Source organism: Rhodococcus oryzae (assembly GCF_005049235.1).
GTDB lineage: Bacteria > Actinomycetota > Actinomycetes > Mycobacteriales > Mycobacteriaceae > Rhodococcus_G > Rhodococcus_G oryzae.
The window spans coordinates 71,196-87,478 of record NZ_SUMD01000011.1; the positions used below are offsets into that span (position 1 = coordinate 71,196).

Annotated in this window: 16 protein-coding genes and 1 pseudogene; 7 read left to right on the top strand and 10 right to left on the bottom strand. The window is 68.4% G+C overall.

Annotated features, from left to right (window positions below; all coding sequences use genetic code 11):
• Window positions 1-65 precede the first annotated feature (65 nt).
• The 4 genes from FCG67_RS20435 to FCG67_RS20450 form a co-directional block, all read right to left on the bottom strand.
• Window positions 66-1,655: an MDR family MFS transporter gene (locus FCG67_RS20435; RefSeq protein ID WP_136911496.1), complete on the bottom strand. Its 1,590-nt coding sequence runs from the start codon at window positions 1,653-1,655 to the stop codon at window positions 66-68.
• Window positions 1,652-2,143: a MarR family winged helix-turn-helix transcriptional regulator gene (locus FCG67_RS20440; RefSeq protein WP_136911497.1), complete on the bottom strand. Its 492-nt coding sequence runs from the start codon at window positions 2,141-2,143 to the stop codon at window positions 1,652-1,654. Before FCG67_RS20440 ends, FCG67_RS20435 begins: the two co-directional genes overlap by 4 nt.
• A gap of 296 nt (window positions 2,144-2,439) precedes the next feature.
• Entirely contained in the window at window positions 2,440-3,708 is a 1,269-nt protein-coding gene (locus FCG67_RS20445) for a class I SAM-dependent RNA methyltransferase (RefSeq protein ID WP_136911498.1), read from the bottom strand.
• The gene (locus FCG67_RS20450) at window positions 3,705-5,708 is read right to left on the bottom strand and encodes an APC family permease (RefSeq protein ID WP_136911499.1); all 2,004 of its coding nucleotides are present in this window, start codon (window positions 5,706-5,708) and stop codon (window positions 3,705-3,707) included. Before FCG67_RS20450 ends, FCG67_RS20445 begins: the two co-directional genes overlap by 4 nt.
• 170 nt (window positions 5,709-5,878) lie before the next feature.
• On the opposite strand from FCG67_RS20450, the gene FCG67_RS20455 reads away from it, so the two are divergent.
• Together FCG67_RS20455 and FCG67_RS20460 are read left to right on the top strand one after the other, a co-directional pair.
• Window positions 5,879-6,544: a potassium channel family protein gene (locus FCG67_RS20455; RefSeq protein ID WP_097211347.1), complete on the top strand. Its 666-nt coding sequence runs from the start codon at window positions 5,879-5,881 to the stop codon at window positions 6,542-6,544.
• 70 nt (window positions 6,545-6,614) lie between these two features.
• Window positions 6,615-7,277, top strand: coding sequence for a potassium channel family protein (locus FCG67_RS20460; RefSeq protein WP_097211346.1), 663 nt, complete (start codon window positions 6,615-6,617; stop codon window positions 7,275-7,277).
• A gap of 186 nt (window positions 7,278-7,463) precedes the next feature.
• Here the strand turns inward: FCG67_RS20460 and FCG67_RS20465 are convergent, their stop codons facing one another.
• Together FCG67_RS20465 and FCG67_RS20470 are read right to left on the bottom strand one after the other, a co-directional pair.
• The gene (locus FCG67_RS20465; protein ID WP_211243282.1) at window positions 7,464-8,168 is read right to left on the bottom strand and encodes a DUF3159 domain-containing protein; all 705 of its coding nucleotides are present in this window, start codon (window positions 8,166-8,168) and stop codon (window positions 7,464-7,466) included.
• A gap of 31 nt (window positions 8,169-8,199) precedes the next feature.
• Complete coding sequence (locus tag FCG67_RS20470) at window positions 8,200-8,577, bottom strand: OB-fold nucleic acid binding domain-containing protein (protein WP_077041421.1); 378 nt, start codon at window positions 8,575-8,577, stop codon at window positions 8,200-8,202.
• Window positions 8,578-8,771: 194 nt separating this feature from the next.
• Between FCG67_RS20470 and FCG67_RS20475 the strand changes: the two genes are divergently transcribed.
• Window positions 8,772-9,473 (top strand): alpha/beta hydrolase, encoded by a 702-nt coding sequence (locus FCG67_RS20475; RefSeq protein ID WP_136911501.1) that lies wholly within the window; start codon window positions 8,772-8,774, stop codon window positions 9,471-9,473.
• Window positions 9,474-9,489: 16 nt separating this feature from the next.
• Here the strand turns inward: FCG67_RS20475 and FCG67_RS20480 are convergent, their stop codons facing one another.
• Complete coding sequence (locus tag FCG67_RS20480) at window positions 9,490-10,347, bottom strand: DUF3710 domain-containing protein (protein WP_136911585.1); 858 nt, start codon at window positions 10,345-10,347, stop codon at window positions 9,490-9,492.
• Entirely contained in the window at window positions 10,347-10,838 is a 492-nt protein-coding gene (gene dut, locus FCG67_RS20485; protein ID WP_097211344.1) for a dUTP diphosphatase, read from the bottom strand. The genes FCG67_RS20480 and dut overlap by 1 nt, the downstream gene beginning before the upstream one ends.
• Window positions 10,839-10,928: 90 nt before the next feature.
• Between dut and FCG67_RS20490 the strand changes: the two genes are divergently transcribed.
• On the top strand, window positions 10,929-11,372 hold the full coding sequence (locus FCG67_RS20490) for a DUF3093 domain-containing protein (RefSeq protein WP_136911586.1): 444 nt from the start codon (window positions 10,929-10,931) through the stop codon (window positions 11,370-11,372).
• Window positions 11,373-11,490: 118 nt separating this feature from the next.
• On the opposite strand, the gene FCG67_RS20495 is transcribed toward FCG67_RS20490, so the two are convergent.
• Window positions 11,491-11,793 (bottom strand): DUF4193 domain-containing protein, encoded by a 303-nt coding sequence (locus FCG67_RS20495; RefSeq protein WP_027499550.1) that lies wholly within the window; start codon window positions 11,791-11,793, stop codon window positions 11,491-11,493.
• 420 nt (window positions 11,794-12,213) lie between these two features.
• Between FCG67_RS20495 and cei the strand changes: the two genes are divergently transcribed.
• A complete protein-coding gene (gene cei / locus FCG67_RS20500) occupies window positions 12,214-12,906 on the top strand; it encodes an envelope integrity protein Cei (protein WP_136911502.1) in 693 nt (230 codons plus the stop codon).
• Window positions 12,907-12,910: 4 nt separating this feature from the next.
• On the opposite strand, the gene FCG67_RS20505 is transcribed toward cei, so the two are convergent.
• Window positions 12,911-13,747 carry an inositol monophosphatase family protein gene (locus tag FCG67_RS20505; protein WP_136911587.1) on the bottom strand — a complete coding sequence of 279 codons (837 nt, stop codon included), beginning with the start codon at window positions 13,745-13,747 and terminating at the stop codon, window positions 12,911-12,913.
• A 146-nt stretch (window positions 13,748-13,893) separates the two neighbouring features.
• Between FCG67_RS20505 and ppgK the strand changes: the two genes are divergently transcribed.
• Both ppgK and FCG67_RS20515 read left to right on the top strand, forming a co-directional pair.
• Window positions 13,894-14,691, top strand: coding sequence for a polyphosphate--glucose phosphotransferase (gene ppgK, locus FCG67_RS20510; protein ID WP_136911503.1), 798 nt, complete (start codon window positions 13,894-13,896; stop codon window positions 14,689-14,691).
• 72 nt (window positions 14,692-14,763) lie between these two features.
• A pseudogene (locus tag FCG67_RS20515) lies at window positions 14,764-16,179 on the top strand (RNA polymerase sigma factor); the annotation flags it as partial.
• Window positions 16,180-16,283: the final 104 nt, after the last annotated feature.

The window sequence follows — 16,283 nt, forward strand, 5'->3', positions numbered from 1 at the left end:
CCCCGGTTGGGGTGGGCCGCACTGTTGTGTCGTGTCCCGGATGTGTCGGGTCCCTGCCGGGCCGACTAGACCTTCTCGTACTCCACGTCCGCAACGGACGGCTTGAGGTCGATCGTGGTCCGCAGCGGCTTGTTCGGCAGGAAGATCACCGCGATGACGGTGACCACCGCAACGGCCGCCGCGATCAGGAAGATCCGACCGGTTGCGTCGCCGTAGGCCATCCGGATCACGTCCTGCACGGGAGCGGGCAGCGCCTTCAGGTTCAGGTTGCCGCCGCCGCCGGGCGTGTGCGAGTCGATACCGAGCTTCGCGAATCCCTCCGCGGTGAGGTCGGTGACCCGGGTGGCCAGCACCGAGCCGAGCACCGAGACACCGATCGCGCCGCCGAAGGTCCGGAAGAAGGCGACCACACTGCTGGCGGCACCGATGTTGTGGACGCTCACCGTGTTCTGCACCGCCAGGACGACGTTCTGCATCAGCATGCCGGTGCCGAGGCCGAGCAGGGCGATCATCAGCCCGATCAGCCACATGTGCGTCTCGTGGTCGATCGTGCTCAGCAGCAGGAAGCCGATGAGCTGCAGGATGGAGCCCGCGACGACGAAGCCCTTCCACTTGCCGAACTTGGTGATCAGCTGGCCCGAGCCGACGGTGCCCACCAGCATGCCGAACACCATCGGGATCGTCAGCAAGCCGGCCTCGGTCGGGGTGTGCCCGCGCGCGGTCTGGAAGTACTGGCCGAGGAACGTGGTGGCACCGAATAGTCCGACGCCGACCGCGACCGAGGAGATGATGGCGAGCGCGGTGGTCCGCTCGGTGACGATCTTGAGCGGGATGATCGGCGAGGTGGCCTTGCTCTCGACGAAAACGGTGGCGATCAGCAGCAGGACACCGATGCCCACCAGCGCCGCGGACTCGGCGGAGATCCAGTCGTAGTAGGTGGCCTTGCCCGCGAAGGACACCCAGATCAGCAGCACCGAGACGCCCGCCGTCAGCAGGGTCGCGCCGAGCCAGTCGATGGTGACGCCCTCCTTGCGGTCGGTCTCGATGTGCAGCGTCTTCTGCAGCAGGACGAGCGCGATCACGGCGAGCGGGACGCAGACGAAGAAGCACCAGCGCCAGCCGAGCCCGTCGGCGATGACGCCGCCGAGGACCGGGCCGCCTGCCATCGACACCGCCATGACCCCACCCATGTATCCGGAGTACCGGCCGCGGTCGCGCGGCGGGATGATGCTTCCGATGATGGCGACGACGAGCGCGGTCAGACCGCCCATGCCGATGCCCTGGATCACGCGGGCACCCAACAGGACCGGCACGTTCGGGGCGAAGCCGGCGATGATCGAGCCGACCACGAAGATCACGATCGCCGACTGGACCAGGACCTTCTTGTTGTAGAGATCGGAGAGTTTGCCCCAGATCGGCGTCGACGCCGCGGTGGCCAGCAGCGCCGTGGTGATGACCCAGGCGAACTGGGTCTGGCTGCCGTTGAGATCACCGATGATCGTGGGCAGGGCCGTCGAGACGATCGTCGAGCTGAGCAGCGCGGTGAACAGCGCCGCGAGCAGCCCCGCGAGGACCTCGAGGATCTCGCGGTGAGTCATCAGCACCTCATCGCCCGGCGGGGCGGCGTGGCGAGGCTGGTTGTCGGTTTCGGTCATAGGTGTGTTCTCCCCTGGTTCTGAGAAACGGCGTCGGACACGGCTCTCCGTACCGGCGGGGTCATGAAGGTGTTCTTGAGCCGACGGAGCGAGGTCACGGCTTCGTGGGCCTCTTCCTCACTCCATTCGCCCAGCAGGGTGCGTAGGCGTTCGGCCCGGCGTTCTCTGTTCGCCCTCAGCAGCTCTGTCCCGGACTCCGACAGCCGCACGAGCGAGACCCGCCCGTCTTCCGGATCGGCGTGCCGCTCGACGAACCCGGCATCCACCAGATCCGCGATCTGTCGACTCAACGACGACTGACTGACGCACAGGTTGGAGGCGAGCTCCATCTGTCTGCACTGACCGACGGTGGCCAGCACGTGCAGCACCCCGAGAAGTGCTGGCGGAAGTCCGCTCGTGTCGGCGCCGCCGAGAATATTGCGCAACGCCCTCCCGAAGAGAAAGACCTCCTCGACGAGGTCCTCCGCGGTGGCGGTCTGCACGGCCATGGGCTCCCCTGAACAGAGTGATTGATGCTTGCAGTCTGCAACTATATATTGGTTGCATTACCCATGCAATTTATTTGCCACGAGACTTGGGTCACTTCCGGACGCTGTGACACCCGTAAAATCGGTGGTGCACACGATCATGTGCGAGTGGATCACCACCACCGGGAACGGAGGTGAGACACATGATGTGGCAGGAGATGAGGGACATGTTCATGTCCTGGATGCAGCAGATGGGCTGGCAGATGCCCATGATGCCGATGAAGTGAACCCTGGCCAGGGTCCGCGCGGAGCGACCGCTACCGCACCAGCAGCGCGAGGCACTCCACGTGATGGGTCATCGGGAAGGCGTCGAAGGCACGCACCTGCTCGAGCCGGTACCCCTGCGCGAGGTACAGCCCGATATCGCGCCCGAAGGCGGCCGGATCGCAGCCGATGTGGATCACCCGGCCCGGGCCCGCATGTGCGAGCGCCTCGATGACCTCACGGCCCGCCCCGGAACGCGGCGGGTCGAGCACCACCGCGCCCACCGGAACCGGCAACTCCGCCACCACCTTTTCCACCCGGGCCGCCCGCAGGTGCACCTGCCCGAGCTCCGCCAGCGCGCGCCTGCCGTCGTCGACCGCGCCGCGGCCTGACTCGACCGACACCACCTCGCCGTCCGGTCCCACCTGCTCGGCCAGCTCGGCGGCGAACACGCCGACCCCGCCGTACAGATCCCAGGCGATCGAGCCGGGAGCGGCCTCCGCCCACTCCCCGACCACCGCCGAATAGGTCTGTGCCGCACCACGATGCGCCTGCCAAAAGCCGGTCGCCGACAGCTCCCACTCCCGACCACCGACCCGCTCCACGGCACGGCCGCTGCCCTCCACCACGTGCTCGCGGCGCGGACCCGCCTGTGCGGCGCGCCTCGCGGTGGCGCCGCGTCGGCCCGGACTGCGGCGGCCGGTGCTCGAGACCTTTGCGGGCTCGATCTCCACCACGTGCCGAGCTCCGTCGCCGTCGACCGTCACCTGGATCTCGCCGCCCGGTCGCCAGTCACGCTCGGCCAGGCCCTGGTACGTGCCCAGTACCGGCTGCGGGCACAGCAGGTCGGTGATCACCTGGGAGCTGCGGTAGCCGTGAAAACCGGCCCGGCCCGCAGGGTCGACCGCGAGCCGGAGCCTGGTTCGCCACCCGGTTCCGTCTCCTGTGCCCGGCAGCTCCTCGACCTCGACCTCCCGCTCGACGCCTGCGATCCTCCGGAGCTGGTCGCCGACCACCGACGATTTCATCGCGCGCTGGGCGTCCGGGGTGGCGTGCGAGAAGTCGCAGCAGCCGGCCCCTCCGGGCCCGGAGATCGGGCATCGCGCCGTCACTCGCGCCGGCGAGGCCTCCACGATCTCCACCGCGTCCGCGCGGCAGAACGAGCCGCCGCGATCCTCGGTGATCTCGGCCAGGACGAGCTCACCCGGCAACCCGTGCCGGACGAACACCACCCGGCCCTCGTGCCTGGCGACACAGAAGCCGCCGTGACCCGGATTCCCGAGCCGAACCTCGATGCTGCGGCCGTACCAGCTCTCGCTCATCGAGGGCCGTCCTCTGCGGCGTCGAAGCCACGCCTGGTGCCGCCGGGCACCGCCTGGATGCGTTCGCGCTTGGCCCGTTCCGAGGAACTGAGCTGCCACGGCACGCTCGTGACCATGACGCCCGGCTGGAACAGCAGGCGGCTCTTCAGTCGCAGCGCGCTCTGGTTGTGCAGGATCTGCTCCCACCAGTGCCCGACCACGTACTCCGGGATGAACACGGTCACGACCTCACGGGGCGAATCGCGTCGCACCCGTCTGACGTAATCGAGGACCGGCTTGGTGATCTCGCGATAGGGCGACTCGATCACCTTGAGCGGCACGGTGATATCGCTGTTCTGCCACTCACGGACCAGCGCCCGGGTGTCGGCCTCGTCGACGTTCACCGTGACCGCCTCCAGGGTGTCCGGCCGGGTGGCACGGGCGTAGGCGATGGCGCGCATCGTCGGCATGTGCAGCTTCGACACCAGCACGATCGAATGGGTCCGACTCGGCAGCACGCCGTCCCACTCCTGCTCTTCCAGTTCCGCGGCCACGCTGTCGTAGTGCCTGCGGATCGACTTCATCACGATGAAGATCGCGACCATGGCCACGATCGCGATCCAGGCGCCTGCCGCGAACTTGGTGATCAACACGATGACCAGAACGGTGGCCGTCATGGCGAGGCCGATGGAGTTGATGACGCGCGAGCGCTTCATGCGCCGCCGGGCCGCGGGATCGGACTCGCTCTTCAGGTGCCGGGTCCAGTGCCTGATCATGCCCGTCTGGCTCAGCACGAACGAGACGAACACGCCCACGATGTAGAGCTGGATCAGCTTGGTGACCTCGGCCCCGAAGAAGACGACGAAGGCGATCGCGGCGCCGGACAGGAACAGGATCCCGTTGCTGAAGGCCAGCCGGTCGCCGCGCGTGTGCAGCTGACGGGGCAGATAGCGGTCCTGCGCGAGGATCGAGCCGAGCACCGGGAATCCGTTGAAGGCGGTGTTCGCCGCCAGCACCAGGATCAGCGCCGTGACGATCGCGATGAAGTAGAAGCCGATGGGGAACCCCGAGAACACGGCCTCGGCGATCTGCGCGATCAGCGTCTTCTGCTGATATCCCTCGGGCGCTCCGGTGAGCTGCTCGGCCGGGTTGTGCGCGTACACGATCCCGATCTTCTGGGCCAGGGTGATGATGCCCATCAGGAGGACGATCGCGATGGCGCCCAGCAGGAACAGCGTGGTGGCCGCGTTGCGGGACTTGGGCTTCTGGAAGGCAGGCACCCCGTTGCTGATCGCCTCGACACCGGTCAGCGCCGCGCAACCCGACGAGAAGGCGCGAGCGATGAGGAAGGCGAATGCGATCCCGTAGAGCTGCGTGTTCTCCGCGTGCAGGTCGAAGCCCGCCGACTCGGCCTTGACGTCGTCGCCGAGCACGAAGATCCGGAACAGCCCCCACCCGAGCATCAGGAACATGCCGACGATGAAAGCGTAGGTGGGGATGGCGAACGCGGTCCCGGACTCCCGGATGCCGCGCAGATTGATCGCGGTCAGGATCACGATGGCGGCGACCGCGAACAGCACCTTGTGGGTGGCGACGAACGGCACCGCGGAACCGATGTTCGATGCGGCCGAGGAGATCGAGACGGCCACGGTGAGCACGTAATCGACCATCAGCGCGCTGCCGACCGTCAGGCCTGCCGTCGGCCCGAGATTCGTGGTCGCCACCTCGTAGTCGCCGCCGCCCGAGGGGTACGCGTGCACGTTCTGCCGGTAGCTGGCCACCACGACCGCCATCACCGCGCAGACGGCCAGGCCGATCCAGGGCGTGTACATGTACGCGGAGATGCCCGCCACGGACAGGACGAGGAAGATCTCCTCGGGCGCGTAGGCGACCGAGGACATCGCATCGGAGGCGAAGACCGGCAGCGCGATTCGCTTGGGTAGCAGTGTGTGCCCCAGCTTGTCGCTGCGGAACGGTCTACCTACCAGCAGCCGCTTGGCAGCGGTCGAGAGCTTTGACACCGGCAAAGCGTAATCCGTCCGAACCGATCCAGTGCCATCCGCCACCGACTTCGCCAAATCACGATGTGCGCGGACGGCGCCGAACCGGGGACGGTACCGTTCGAATCGATGGTCTCCGCCGCCGCGGCGACCGCGACACACGTCGGAAAGCCGACGAGCGGAGGCGAACGGTGTACGTAGTCGTGATGGGGTGCGGCCGGGTCGGATCGGCCCTCGCGGCCGGCCTGAACCGGATCGGCCACGAGGTCGCGATCATCGACCGCGACCCCGACGCGTTCCGACGCCTGGACCCCGGATTCACCGGGCACCGCATCGTCGGTATGGGATTCGACCGCGATGTCCTGCTCAAGGCGGGCATCGAACGAGCCGAGGCCTTCGCGGCGGTGTCTTCCGGCGACAACTCGAACATCATCTCCGCCAGGGTGGCCAGGGAGAACTTCGGTGTGAGCCGGGTCGTCGCCCGGATCTACGACGCCAAGCGCGCGGCCGTGTACGAACGCCTCGGCATCCCGACCGTGGCCACGGTGCCGTGGACCACCGACCGCTTCCTGCACCATCTCACCCGCGAGAGTCACACCACCAAGTGGCGCGATCCCTCCGGCACCGTCGCGGTCGCGGAACTCGACCTGCACGAGGACTGGGTCGGCCACCAGGTCACCGAACTCGAGGAGCACACCGGGTCCAGGGTCGCCTTCCTCATCCGTTTCGGCACCGGGGTGCTCCCCGACCGCCGCACGATGATCCAGGCCGACGACCAGGTGTACGTCGCCGCGGTTTCCGGGACCGTCGCCGAGGCGGTCGCGCTGGCCGCGACCCCGCCGCCCGCGGACTCCTGATGAGCATCTTCCTTCAGGCGTCGCCGACCGCGGCGCACGATTCGACCACAGACCCGAACGGATGGACCCGATGAGAGTCGCAATCGCCGGAGCAGGCGCGGTCGGCCGATCGATCGCGCGCGAGCTGATCCGAGGCGACCACCACGTGATGCTGCTCGAGCGCAATCTCGAACACGTCGACCCCGAGGCGATCCCGGACGCCGTGTGGGTGCACGCCGATGCCTGCGAGCTGGCCCTGTTGGAGTCCGCCGAACTCGAGTCCTACGACGTCGTGATCGCTGCTACCGGCGACGACAAGGTCAACATCGTGGTCAGCCTCCTGGCCAAGACCGAATTCGCCGTGCGGCGCGTCGTCGCCCGGGTGAACGACCCCCGCAACGAATGGCTCTTCGACGACTCCTGGGGCGTTGACGTTGCCGTGTCCACCCCGCGAATGCTCGCCTCGCTGGTCGAGGAGGCCGTCTCGGTCGGCGATCTGGTCCGCTTGATGACCTTCCGGCAGGGTCAGGCGAACCTGGTGGAGATCACCCTGCCCGATGACACCGAACTGGCCGGCAAGCCGGTCCGCAAGATCCAGCTGCCCCGCGACGCCGCCCTGGTGACCATCCTGCGGGGTGGTCGGGTGATCGTCCCGCAGCAGGACGACCCGATCGAGGGCGGCGACGAGCTGCTCTTCGTCGCCTCCGTCGAGGTCGAGGACGAGCTCCGCGCGGCGGTCGGCGTCAAGCGCTGATACAAAAGTTCCGAATTGTCACGTAACTGAATTTGATGACCGCATTGTCCGAAATCGGGCATGCGGTCATCAATTCCGAGAAGCACTGAATTCGGCGGACGCAATTCACCACATGCGGTACGTCACATCCGATGCGGCGCGCACACAATTTCGGCGAACCCATTGCGGACGATCCGCGGGTGTTCGCTAGGAACGCTCGCCACCCGCGCCATTCGGCTCGGCGCCGCGATCATCCGAATCCACCCCGGCCTCGGGCTCGGTCTCCGCGTCTGCCCCCGCCTCCAGCACGGCCTCGGCGGCACGGTCGGCGCGCCGGACCAGCCAGACGGTCGTCACCAGGACCAGCGCCGTCAGCGGCCAGCCCATCGCGATGCGGGTGACCGCGAGCCACCCGGTGTGATCGGTGTCGTAGAGCTGCGACTGGACCAGGTAGCGGGCCCCGAACACCAGCGCCCACGCGGCGGTGGCGAGGTCGTAGGCCCGGACCGCGGCTTTGCTGCCCCGCCACGAGTTGCCGTGGCCGTTGAGGAAGCCCCACAGGACGCCGACCAGCGGCCACCGGACCACGATCGAGAGCAGGAAGACCCCGGCGTAGGCGAGGCTCGTGTAGATCCCGAACAGGAAGTACCCCTTGGCATCCCCGGTCCGGTACGCGATGAACGCGCAGATACCGACGCCAAGGAAGCCCGAGATCGCGGGCTGGATGGCGCCCTTCACGATCACCCGCCACACCAGGATTGCGGCAGCCACACCCAGGGCGGCCCAGATGGCCGCGGTGAGGCCCAAGAAGCTGTTGATCGGGACGAAGACCAGGACCGGCAGGGTCGAGTAGACCAGCCCACTGACTCCACCGAGCTGTTCGAGTACGGACTGCTGCTGCCTGTCGGTCACCCGACGAGACTGCCACATGTACCGGCGATGACTACGAATCCCCTCGAAGCTCGTAGTACGGGTTGTAGATCACCTTCTGGCCGTTGCGCTCACCGACGCGTCCACGAACGAGCAAGGTCTTGCCCGGCTCGATCCCCGCGATCCGGCGCCTGCCGATCCAGACCAGCGTCACGGCCTCGGTTCCGTCGAAGAACTCGGCCTCCATGTTCGCGGTCGAGGCCTTGGGACATGTCTCGACGCTGCGCAGCCGCCCGAGCATGGTGACCTCCTCACCACGACTACAGTCGCAGGCGCGCTGTGCGCCCGACGCCTGCGACGATTCCACCATTGCCTCTGCATCGAGTTGATCGAGGTCCTCGGTGAGCCGGCGGGTCAGCCGACGAAAATAGCCTGTGGCCGCGAGTGCCATAGCGCGCTCCTGGAGCAGGTGCGGTGCGACTGTCGCCCCGCTTGTAGGTCTGTGTGATCGCCACTGTAGACCCATCCCGAACCGGGAACCACACCACTGTGAGGAGTGTCCCGGCCACCGGGCGAATAGCCCGATCACGGCCCCTACAGCACCCGTATGGCACCCGCACCCACCCTCGGTGCGACCATCGACGGATGCAGGAGATGACATGGCCGCAGGCGGCGGTGGTACTGCCGGGAACCGGGTCGGACGCCCACTTCGCGAAAAGAGCGTTCTCGGGCGCGTTGACGCAGGTCGGGGTGGAGATCATCGCCGTGGAACCCGACCCGCAGCGGGTGGTCGAGAGCTACCTCGAGGCGATGGACGCGGCCGCGGACCGGTACGGACGGATCCTCGTCGGCGGCGTGTCGATCGGTGCCGCAGTGGCGGCACAGTGGGCCGCTCGCAACGAGTCCCGCGCGGCCGGGGTGCTCGCGGCCCTGCCCGCCTGGATCGGCGACCCGGCAGAGGCCCCCGCGGCCCTGAGCGCGACGATGACCGCGCGCATGCTCCGCGCGGACGGCCTCGACGCGGTGACCAGCGCGATGATCGAGACCAGCCCGGCGTGGCTCGGCGGTGAGCTGGAGCGGTCATGGCGATCGCAGTGGCCACACCTGCCCAATGCCCTCGAGGAGGCCGCGGCCTACCACGGCCTCGTCGAGGAACACCTGGCCCGGATCACGGTGCCGGTGGGCATCTGCGCCGCCACCGACGACCCGGTGCACCCCATCGCCGTGGCCAGGCGATGGGTGACGGTGCTCCGGTCGGCCTCGCTGGCCACCGTCACCCTCGATCAGATCGGCACCGACGCCGGCATCCTCGGCCGGTCCTGTCTGACCGCCCTGACCTCGTCCTGATCTACCGCGTGCCGGATCAGCGACGCAGCTGCTGCATCGCCGACCCGGAGCCGCCGGGGCGCTCCTCCGGCGGCAGGGTGTGATCCTGGGCCGCGGCAGCGGCCGCCTCGGCGGCGGCAGCGGCCTCGACGACGGCGGCCTCCTGGACCTCGGCCGTCTGCTGAGCCTGCGCGGCCTGCTGCTGGGCCTGCATCTGCTGCTGCTGGGCCGCGATCAGCTGCTCGGCCAGCATCTGCGGGAGCACGACCGGCAGGGGCGTCCGCACCGGGTACGGCTCGGCGCCCCGGTTGACCACCGTGCCTGCGAGGATCTCCCTGGCGATCGCGGTCAGCGGCGCCTCGAGGCCTGCCGAACCGACCGGGCCTGCCACCACACACCGGATCATCCAGCGCGGGCCGTCGACGCCGATGAAGCGCAGGTCGGCGTTCGGAGTGACCGCGTGCAGCTCGCGACCCCATGGACCGGTCTGCACACTGATCTCCGCCTGGTCGGCGCGCAGCGACTCGGCCAGGTCGCCCGCGACCTCGCGCCACTGTCCCGGCGACTTCGGCGCGGCGTACGCGGCGATCGTGACCCGACCGTGCTCGGTGACGAGGTGCACCGCCTGCGGGGTGCCGTCCTGGGCCATCTCCACCTGGATCTGTCCGCCCTCGGGCAGCGGAACCTGCACCGACCCGAGGTCGAGCCGCGATTGCGCGGCACCCTCGGGGTCGTCGAGTTCGTCCCGGTCATACGGCCCGCCCTCGGGCCGCTCGTCGACATCGAACTCGTCGACCTCGAACTCGTCGGCCTCGGCCTGCGCCTCGACGTCGTCGCGGAGGTCCTCGAACTGATCGAGGTCCTCGTCCGCGGCCTTCTTCTTTCGTCCGAAAATCATCGTGCCCCTTCCTCGGGCAGTGCCGACACCGCGTGCAGGCTGGCATGTCCACCACTGGATCCGTATCCACCCGCGCCGCGCGTCGTCTCGTCGAGGGACTCGACCTCCACGAACGAGACCAGCTCCACCCGCTGCACCAACAACTGAGCGATCCGATCACCGCGAGTGATCGCGATGGGCGTGCGCGGATCGTGATTGATCAGACACACCTTGATCTCGCCGCGGTAACCCGCGTCGACCGTGCCCGGCGTGTTCACCACGGACAGACCGGACTTGGCAGCCAGTCCCGACCTGGGGTGGATCAGCCCGACGGTGCCGACCGGGAGCGCAACGGCGATTCCGGTCCCCACCAGGGTCCGCTCCCCCGGCTCGATGGTCACGTCCACGGTGGAACAGAGGTCGACACCCGCGTCGCCCGCGTGGGCACGCTGTGGGATCGGCATGTCGGGATCAAGGCGCAGCAGCTCGATGGCTGGAAGATCGCTCACGCGCACCGAGACTACTCTGGATGCGTGCCCGAGAACCCTCAACCTGCCTCGACCGCCGCCACCGGTGGCAAGACCGACCCCACCGCACCGATCTACTCGGAGCGACTGTGGGTACCGCTGTGGTGGTGGGCCGCCGGCCTCGCCGTCGCCGGTCTGCTCGCCGCGGAGGTTCACATGGGCAACCCCGGCTTGCTGGCCTGGTTGCCGTACGTGCTGCTGCTGCCCTTCCCGGTGTGGGTCCTGCTCTGGTTGAGCCGGCTCCGGATCGAGGTCACTGACGGCCCCGGACGCGGCGAACTGCGCGTCGGCCGGGCGAACCTGCCGCTGGACGTGATCTCCCGGGTCGCGGTGGTTCCCGCCACCGCCAAGTCGGCGGCGCTCGGCAGGCAGCTGGACCCCGCCGCCTACGTGCAGCACCGGACCTGGATCAAGACGATGGTCCTGATCGTTCTCGACGATCCGGAGGATCCCACCCCGTACTGGCTGGTCAGCACCCGCAGGCCCGCCGAGCTGGCGGCACTGCTGACTCCCTGACGGGTCCGGGTGTCCCGGAAACCACTGTGCCCGGCCTGCGAACAGGCCGGGCACGACTTTTGATACCAGGCCGGGACACTCGGTGCCCCGGTCGGATCCACTACCTTCAGTAGCGCTGTCAGGCTGCGCAATCCATGCAGATGAGCACGCCACCGGCGTCGCTGGCGAGCCTGCTCCGGTGATGCACCAGGAAGCAGCTCGAACACGTGAACTCATCGGCCTGCTTCGGAACGACCCGGACCGACAGTTCCTCGCCGGACAGATCTGCTCCGGGCAGCTCGAACGACTCCGCGGTGTCCGACTCGTCGACGTCGACGACCGCGGACTGCGCCTCATTGCGCCGGGCCTTCAACTCTTCGAGCGAATCCTCCGAAACCTCGTCGGATTCCGAACGCCTCGGTGCGTCGTAGTCGGTTGCCATCTCGTCTTCCCCTCGTCTTCTCTCGTCATCGATTCCCCCGGCCACACACCACAGCCGAATACACGAATCAACCCGTGTGGCTGCATAACGCTCGGGGGCGCCGAATAGTGCCCAAAAGTTAGCGCAGGTAATATGATCTGCACCACATTTGGCCCTTCCGTCCGGTCCTCCAAACGCCTGTCGTGTACGACTGCGGCCGCCAGACAATAGCCGAACTCTGGAGAAAAGTCGCGGGCCGTTCGCCACACGTCGGAAACTGTCTGAAAATCGACACAAACGGCGGGTCGACCGTGACATTTCCGCGACATTCCGAGCCGCGACCGCGTCGACAACGATCCCGGCGCCGCACTCTAGAGTGGGTGCGCACCGGCGCCACAATGGCGCCGATCGGCGGGCGCGGCGGAGAGGTCGGGACGAATCGTGGTTTCACTGATCACACAGGGTCACTCCACCGATGAGCAAGGCCGTCCGTTCCGCAGGCGGCGCGCAATGCCCGTCATCGTGCTGATCAGCATCCTCGCCCTGCTCGGCTCGGTGCTGTGGGTTCGCATCCTCACCAAGGACGAGGAGGTCTCCGCCGCGGTGACGTGCAACGTCCCGAGGCCGGCCTCGCAGTCCGCCGACCCGAACGACCCTATCCCGCAGCCGCTCGGCCAGAAGATGGACCCGACGACGCTGATGGACATCGAACCCACCACCCTCGCGGCGACCAGGGTCCGCGTCTTCAATGCCAACGGTGAACGCGGCCAGGCCGCGCAGGTGGCCGCGCAGCTCAGTGAGTACGGCTACGCCAGCGCCCCCGACGTCCAGGTCGGCAACGACCCCGTCTACGTCGACCAGAACATGCAGTGCCACGGCCAGATCCGTTTCGGCGCAAACGGTCTCGCCGCCGCCAGTGCCCTGTGGCTGGTCGCGCCGTGCGCCGAGCTGATCGAGGACCAGCGTCAGGACGACACCGTCGACCTGGCCCTGGGCACCTACTTCAACGAGCTGCGCCCGAACACCGACGCCGAAGAGGTACTGGCCGTGCTGAAGGAGCCCGCGCCCGGCGGCATGGCCGCCGCGCCGGTCGACATCAGCCTCCTCAAGGCCGCCCGCACCGCTCGCTGCTGACGGCTCAGTCCGGGATCGGGTCGAACACGCCCGCCTCGGCGAAGACCTCGTCCAACTCGGCCGCGATACCCGGGGCCGCCGCGATCACCACCTCGCCCGCGGCGCTCATCGAGTGCGGCGCGGGCGTGCGGACCCGGGCACCCGCCTCGCTCGCGATCAGCGCTCCCGCCGCCCAGTCCCACGGGCTGAGCCCGTGCTCGAAATGCGCATCGACGCGCCCAGAGGCCACCATGCACAGGTCGAGTGCTGCGGAGCCGATCCGACGGATGTCGCGCACCTGGGGCAGCACCCGCCCGATCAGTGCGCCCTGCGCCTGCCTGCGGGCCCGTCCGTAGCCGAACCCCGTCGCGAGCAGGGACACCGACACGTCGGACACCGGGTTGCACCGCAATGCGTGCTCGGTGCCGTCCGCCTCGAGCAGGGTCGCGCCGTGGCCGAGGGCCGCCGAGTAGACCGCATCGGCCGCGACGTCCACCACCGCACCCGCCACGGAGACACCGTCGATCTGCGCGGCGACCGACACCGCGAACGCGGGGATGCCGTACAAGAAGTTCACCGTCCCGTCGATGGGGTCGACCACCCAGCGCACGCCCCGGATCAGCTCGGCCTGTCCCCCGCCCTCCTCACCGAGGATGGCGTCGTCCGGGCGCAGGCCCGCGAGCAGTCCGCGGATCAGCTCCTCGGTCTCGGTGTCCACGACGGTGACCGGATCGGTCGGGTGGCTCTTGGTGGCGACCGAGCTGTCCTCCGCGAGGACGCCCGTCGCGGCGAACACCTCGGGGCGACGGGCACGCACGTGCCTGGCGGCGGTGACGGCCACCCGGACCGCCACGTCGCGCAGCGTGCGCGGATCGTCGGGACCGCCGGGGTCGTCACGTTCGGGGGTGGTGGGGACGGGAGCATCGGACCGCAAAGAGGGCACGCCCCATGGTGCCTCATCTCCCCACTCCCGCGCCCGTCGTCGCCCCGACGATTAGGGTTTGCACCATGACTGAATCGACCCCAGCCCTACCCTCCGACGACAGCGACGGCAGCAGCCGACGCGGGTTCGGCATCGACGTCGGCGGAAGCGGAGTCAAGGGCGGCCTGGTCGATCTGGAGACCGGCGAGCTGATCGGTGACCGGATCAAGATCGAGACCCCGAAGCCCGCCACCCCCGAGGCCATCGCGGACACCGTCGCGGAGATCGTCACCCGGGCGGGCTGGGACGGCGCGGTCGGCATCACGCTGCCCGCCGTGGTCACCGGCGGGGTCGCGCGCACCGCGGCGAACATCGACAAGTCCTGGATCGGAACGGACGCGGCGGCCCTGTTCGGGCAGGCGCTCGGCGGCAGGCCCGTCGCGGTGCTCAACGACGCGGACGCGGCAGGCATCGCTGAGGACACCTACGGCGCGGGCAAGGACGTCGACGGCGTGGTCGTGCTGCTGACGTTCGGCACCGGGATCGGTTCCGCGGTCCTGCACCGGGGCGTCCTGCTGCCCAACACCGAGTTCGGGCACATGGAGGTGCACGGCAAGGAGGCCGAGCATCGCGCCGCGTCCTCGGTGAAGGAGACCAAGGACCTTTCCTACAAGGAGTGGTCGGCGGAGGTCTCCCGGGTGCTCACCACGTTCGAGGATCTGCTGTGGCCCGACCTGTTCATCGCGGGCGGCGGCATCAGCCGCAAGAGCGAGAAATGGATCCCGTTGCTGACCAATCGCACCCCCGTCGTGCCCGCTGCGCTACTGAACACGGCGGGCATCGTGGGCGCCGCACTCGCCGCGCAGACCAGCATCGCGTCGTAACACCCGTGGCGATAGTTACAATGGACACGTCCGGCTCTCAGCCGGCCGAACTCAACTGACCTCTCCGCCGGAAAATCACTCTGGCGTGACGCCGCACGACACCGTCACGAAAGGGCGTACGTGGCCGCCTCCGATACAAGTCAGACCGCCGAACCGAGCACCGAATCGGCGTCCGCCGCGGCGACCAACGGCACCGCCCCCGCGAAGAAGGCCGCGGCGAAGAAGGCTCCAGCCAAGAAGGCCGCTGCTAAGAAGGCCCCGGCCAAGAAGGCCGCAGCCAAGGCCCCGGCCAAGAAGGCCGCGGCGAAGAAGTCCCCCGCCAAGAAGGCGAGCAGCAAGGCCGACGGCGTCGATCTCGAGGATGCGCCCGACGAAGCCGACATAGCCGATCTCGAGGTACCCGAGGGTGACCTCGCCGTCGACGAGGTGGTCGAGGTCGTCGCCGTCGGCGAGGACGAGGAAGAGGCCGCGGAGCCGTCCGACAAGGACAAGGCCTCCGGGGACTTCGTCTGGGACGAGGAGGAGTCCGAGGCGCTCCGGCAGGCCCGCAAGGACGCCGAGCTCACCGCCTCTGCGGACTCGGTCCGCGCCTACCTCAAGCAGATCGGCAAGGTCGCCCTCCTCAACGCCGAGGAGGAGGTCGAGCTGGCCAAGCGCATCGAGGCCGGCCTCTACGCCACCCAGTTGATGGCCGAGCACGCCGAAAAGGGCGAGAAGCTCCCCGTCGCGCAGCGCCGCGACATGAACTGGATCTGCCGCGACGGCAACCGCGCGAAGAACCACCTGCTCGAGGCCAACCTGCGACTGGTCGTCTCGCTGGCCAAGCGCTACACCGGTCGGGGCATGGCGTTCCTCGACCTGATCCAGGAGGGCAACCTCGGCTTGATCCGCGCGGTCGAGAAGTTCGACTACACCAAGGGCTACAAGTTCTCCACGTACGCCACCTGGTGGATCCGTCAGGCCATCACCCGCGCGATGGCCGACCAGGCCCGCACCATCCGCATCCCGGTTCACATGGTCGAGGTCATCAACAAGCTCGGCCGCATCCAGCGCGAACTGCTCCAGGACCTGGGCCGCGAGCCCACGCCCGAAGAGCTCGCCAAGGAAATGGACATCACGCCGGAGAAGGTGCTGGAGATCCAGCAGTACGCGCGTGAGCCCATCTCCCTCGACCAGACGATCGGCGACGAGGGCGACAGCCAGCTCGGCGACTTCATCGAGGACTCCGAGGCCGTGGTGGCCGTCGACGCGGTGTCGTTCACCCTGCTGCAGGATCAGCTGCAGTCGGTGCTCGAGACGCTGTCCGAGCGCGAGGCGGGCGTGGTCCGGCTGCGCTTCGGCCTGACCGACGGACAGCCCCGCACCCTCGACGAGATCGGCCAGGTCTACGGCGTCACGCGTGAGCGGATCCGTCAGATCGAGTCGAAGACGATGTCGAAGCTGCGGCACCCGTCGCGTTCGCAGGTGCTCCGGGACTACCTGGACTAGTCGGTCCCGACCAGACGACGAATGCCCCGTCACCTCGAAAAGGTGGCGGGGCACTCGTGTGTCCACCGACAGTTCACCCGGCACACGTCGGGCCGTCATCAGAT

Excerpts from the sequence above, each read along its gene's own strand:
- FCG67_RS20435 (WP_136911496.1), bottom strand. The coding sequence starts at position 1,655 with ATGACCGAAACCGACAACCAGCCTCGCCACGCCGCCCCGCCGGGCGAT.
- FCG67_RS20440 (WP_136911497.1), bottom strand. The coding sequence starts at position 2,143 with ATGGCCGTGCAGACCGCCACCGCGGAGGACCTCGTCGAGGAGGTCTTT.
- FCG67_RS20445 (WP_136911498.1), bottom strand. The coding sequence starts at position 3,708 with ATGAGCGAGAGCTGGTACGGCCGCAGCATCGAGGTTCGGCTCGGGAAT.
- FCG67_RS20460 (WP_097211346.1), top strand. The coding sequence starts at position 6,615 with ATGAGAGTCGCAATCGCCGGAGCAGGCGCGGTCGGCCGATCGATCGCG.
- FCG67_RS20470 (WP_077041421.1), bottom strand. The coding sequence starts at position 8,577 with ATGGCACTCGCGGCCACAGGCTATTTTCGTCGGCTGACCCGCCGGCTC.
- FCG67_RS20475 (WP_136911501.1), top strand. The coding sequence starts at position 8,772 with ATGCAGGAGATGACATGGCCGCAGGCGGCGGTGGTACTGCCGGGAACC.
- FCG67_RS20495 (WP_027499550.1), bottom strand. The coding sequence starts at position 11,793 with ATGGCAACCGACTACGACGCACCGAGGCGTTCGGAATCCGACGAGGTT.
- ppgK (WP_136911503.1), top strand. The coding sequence starts at position 13,894 with ATGACTGAATCGACCCCAGCCCTACCCTCCGACGACAGCGACGGCAGC.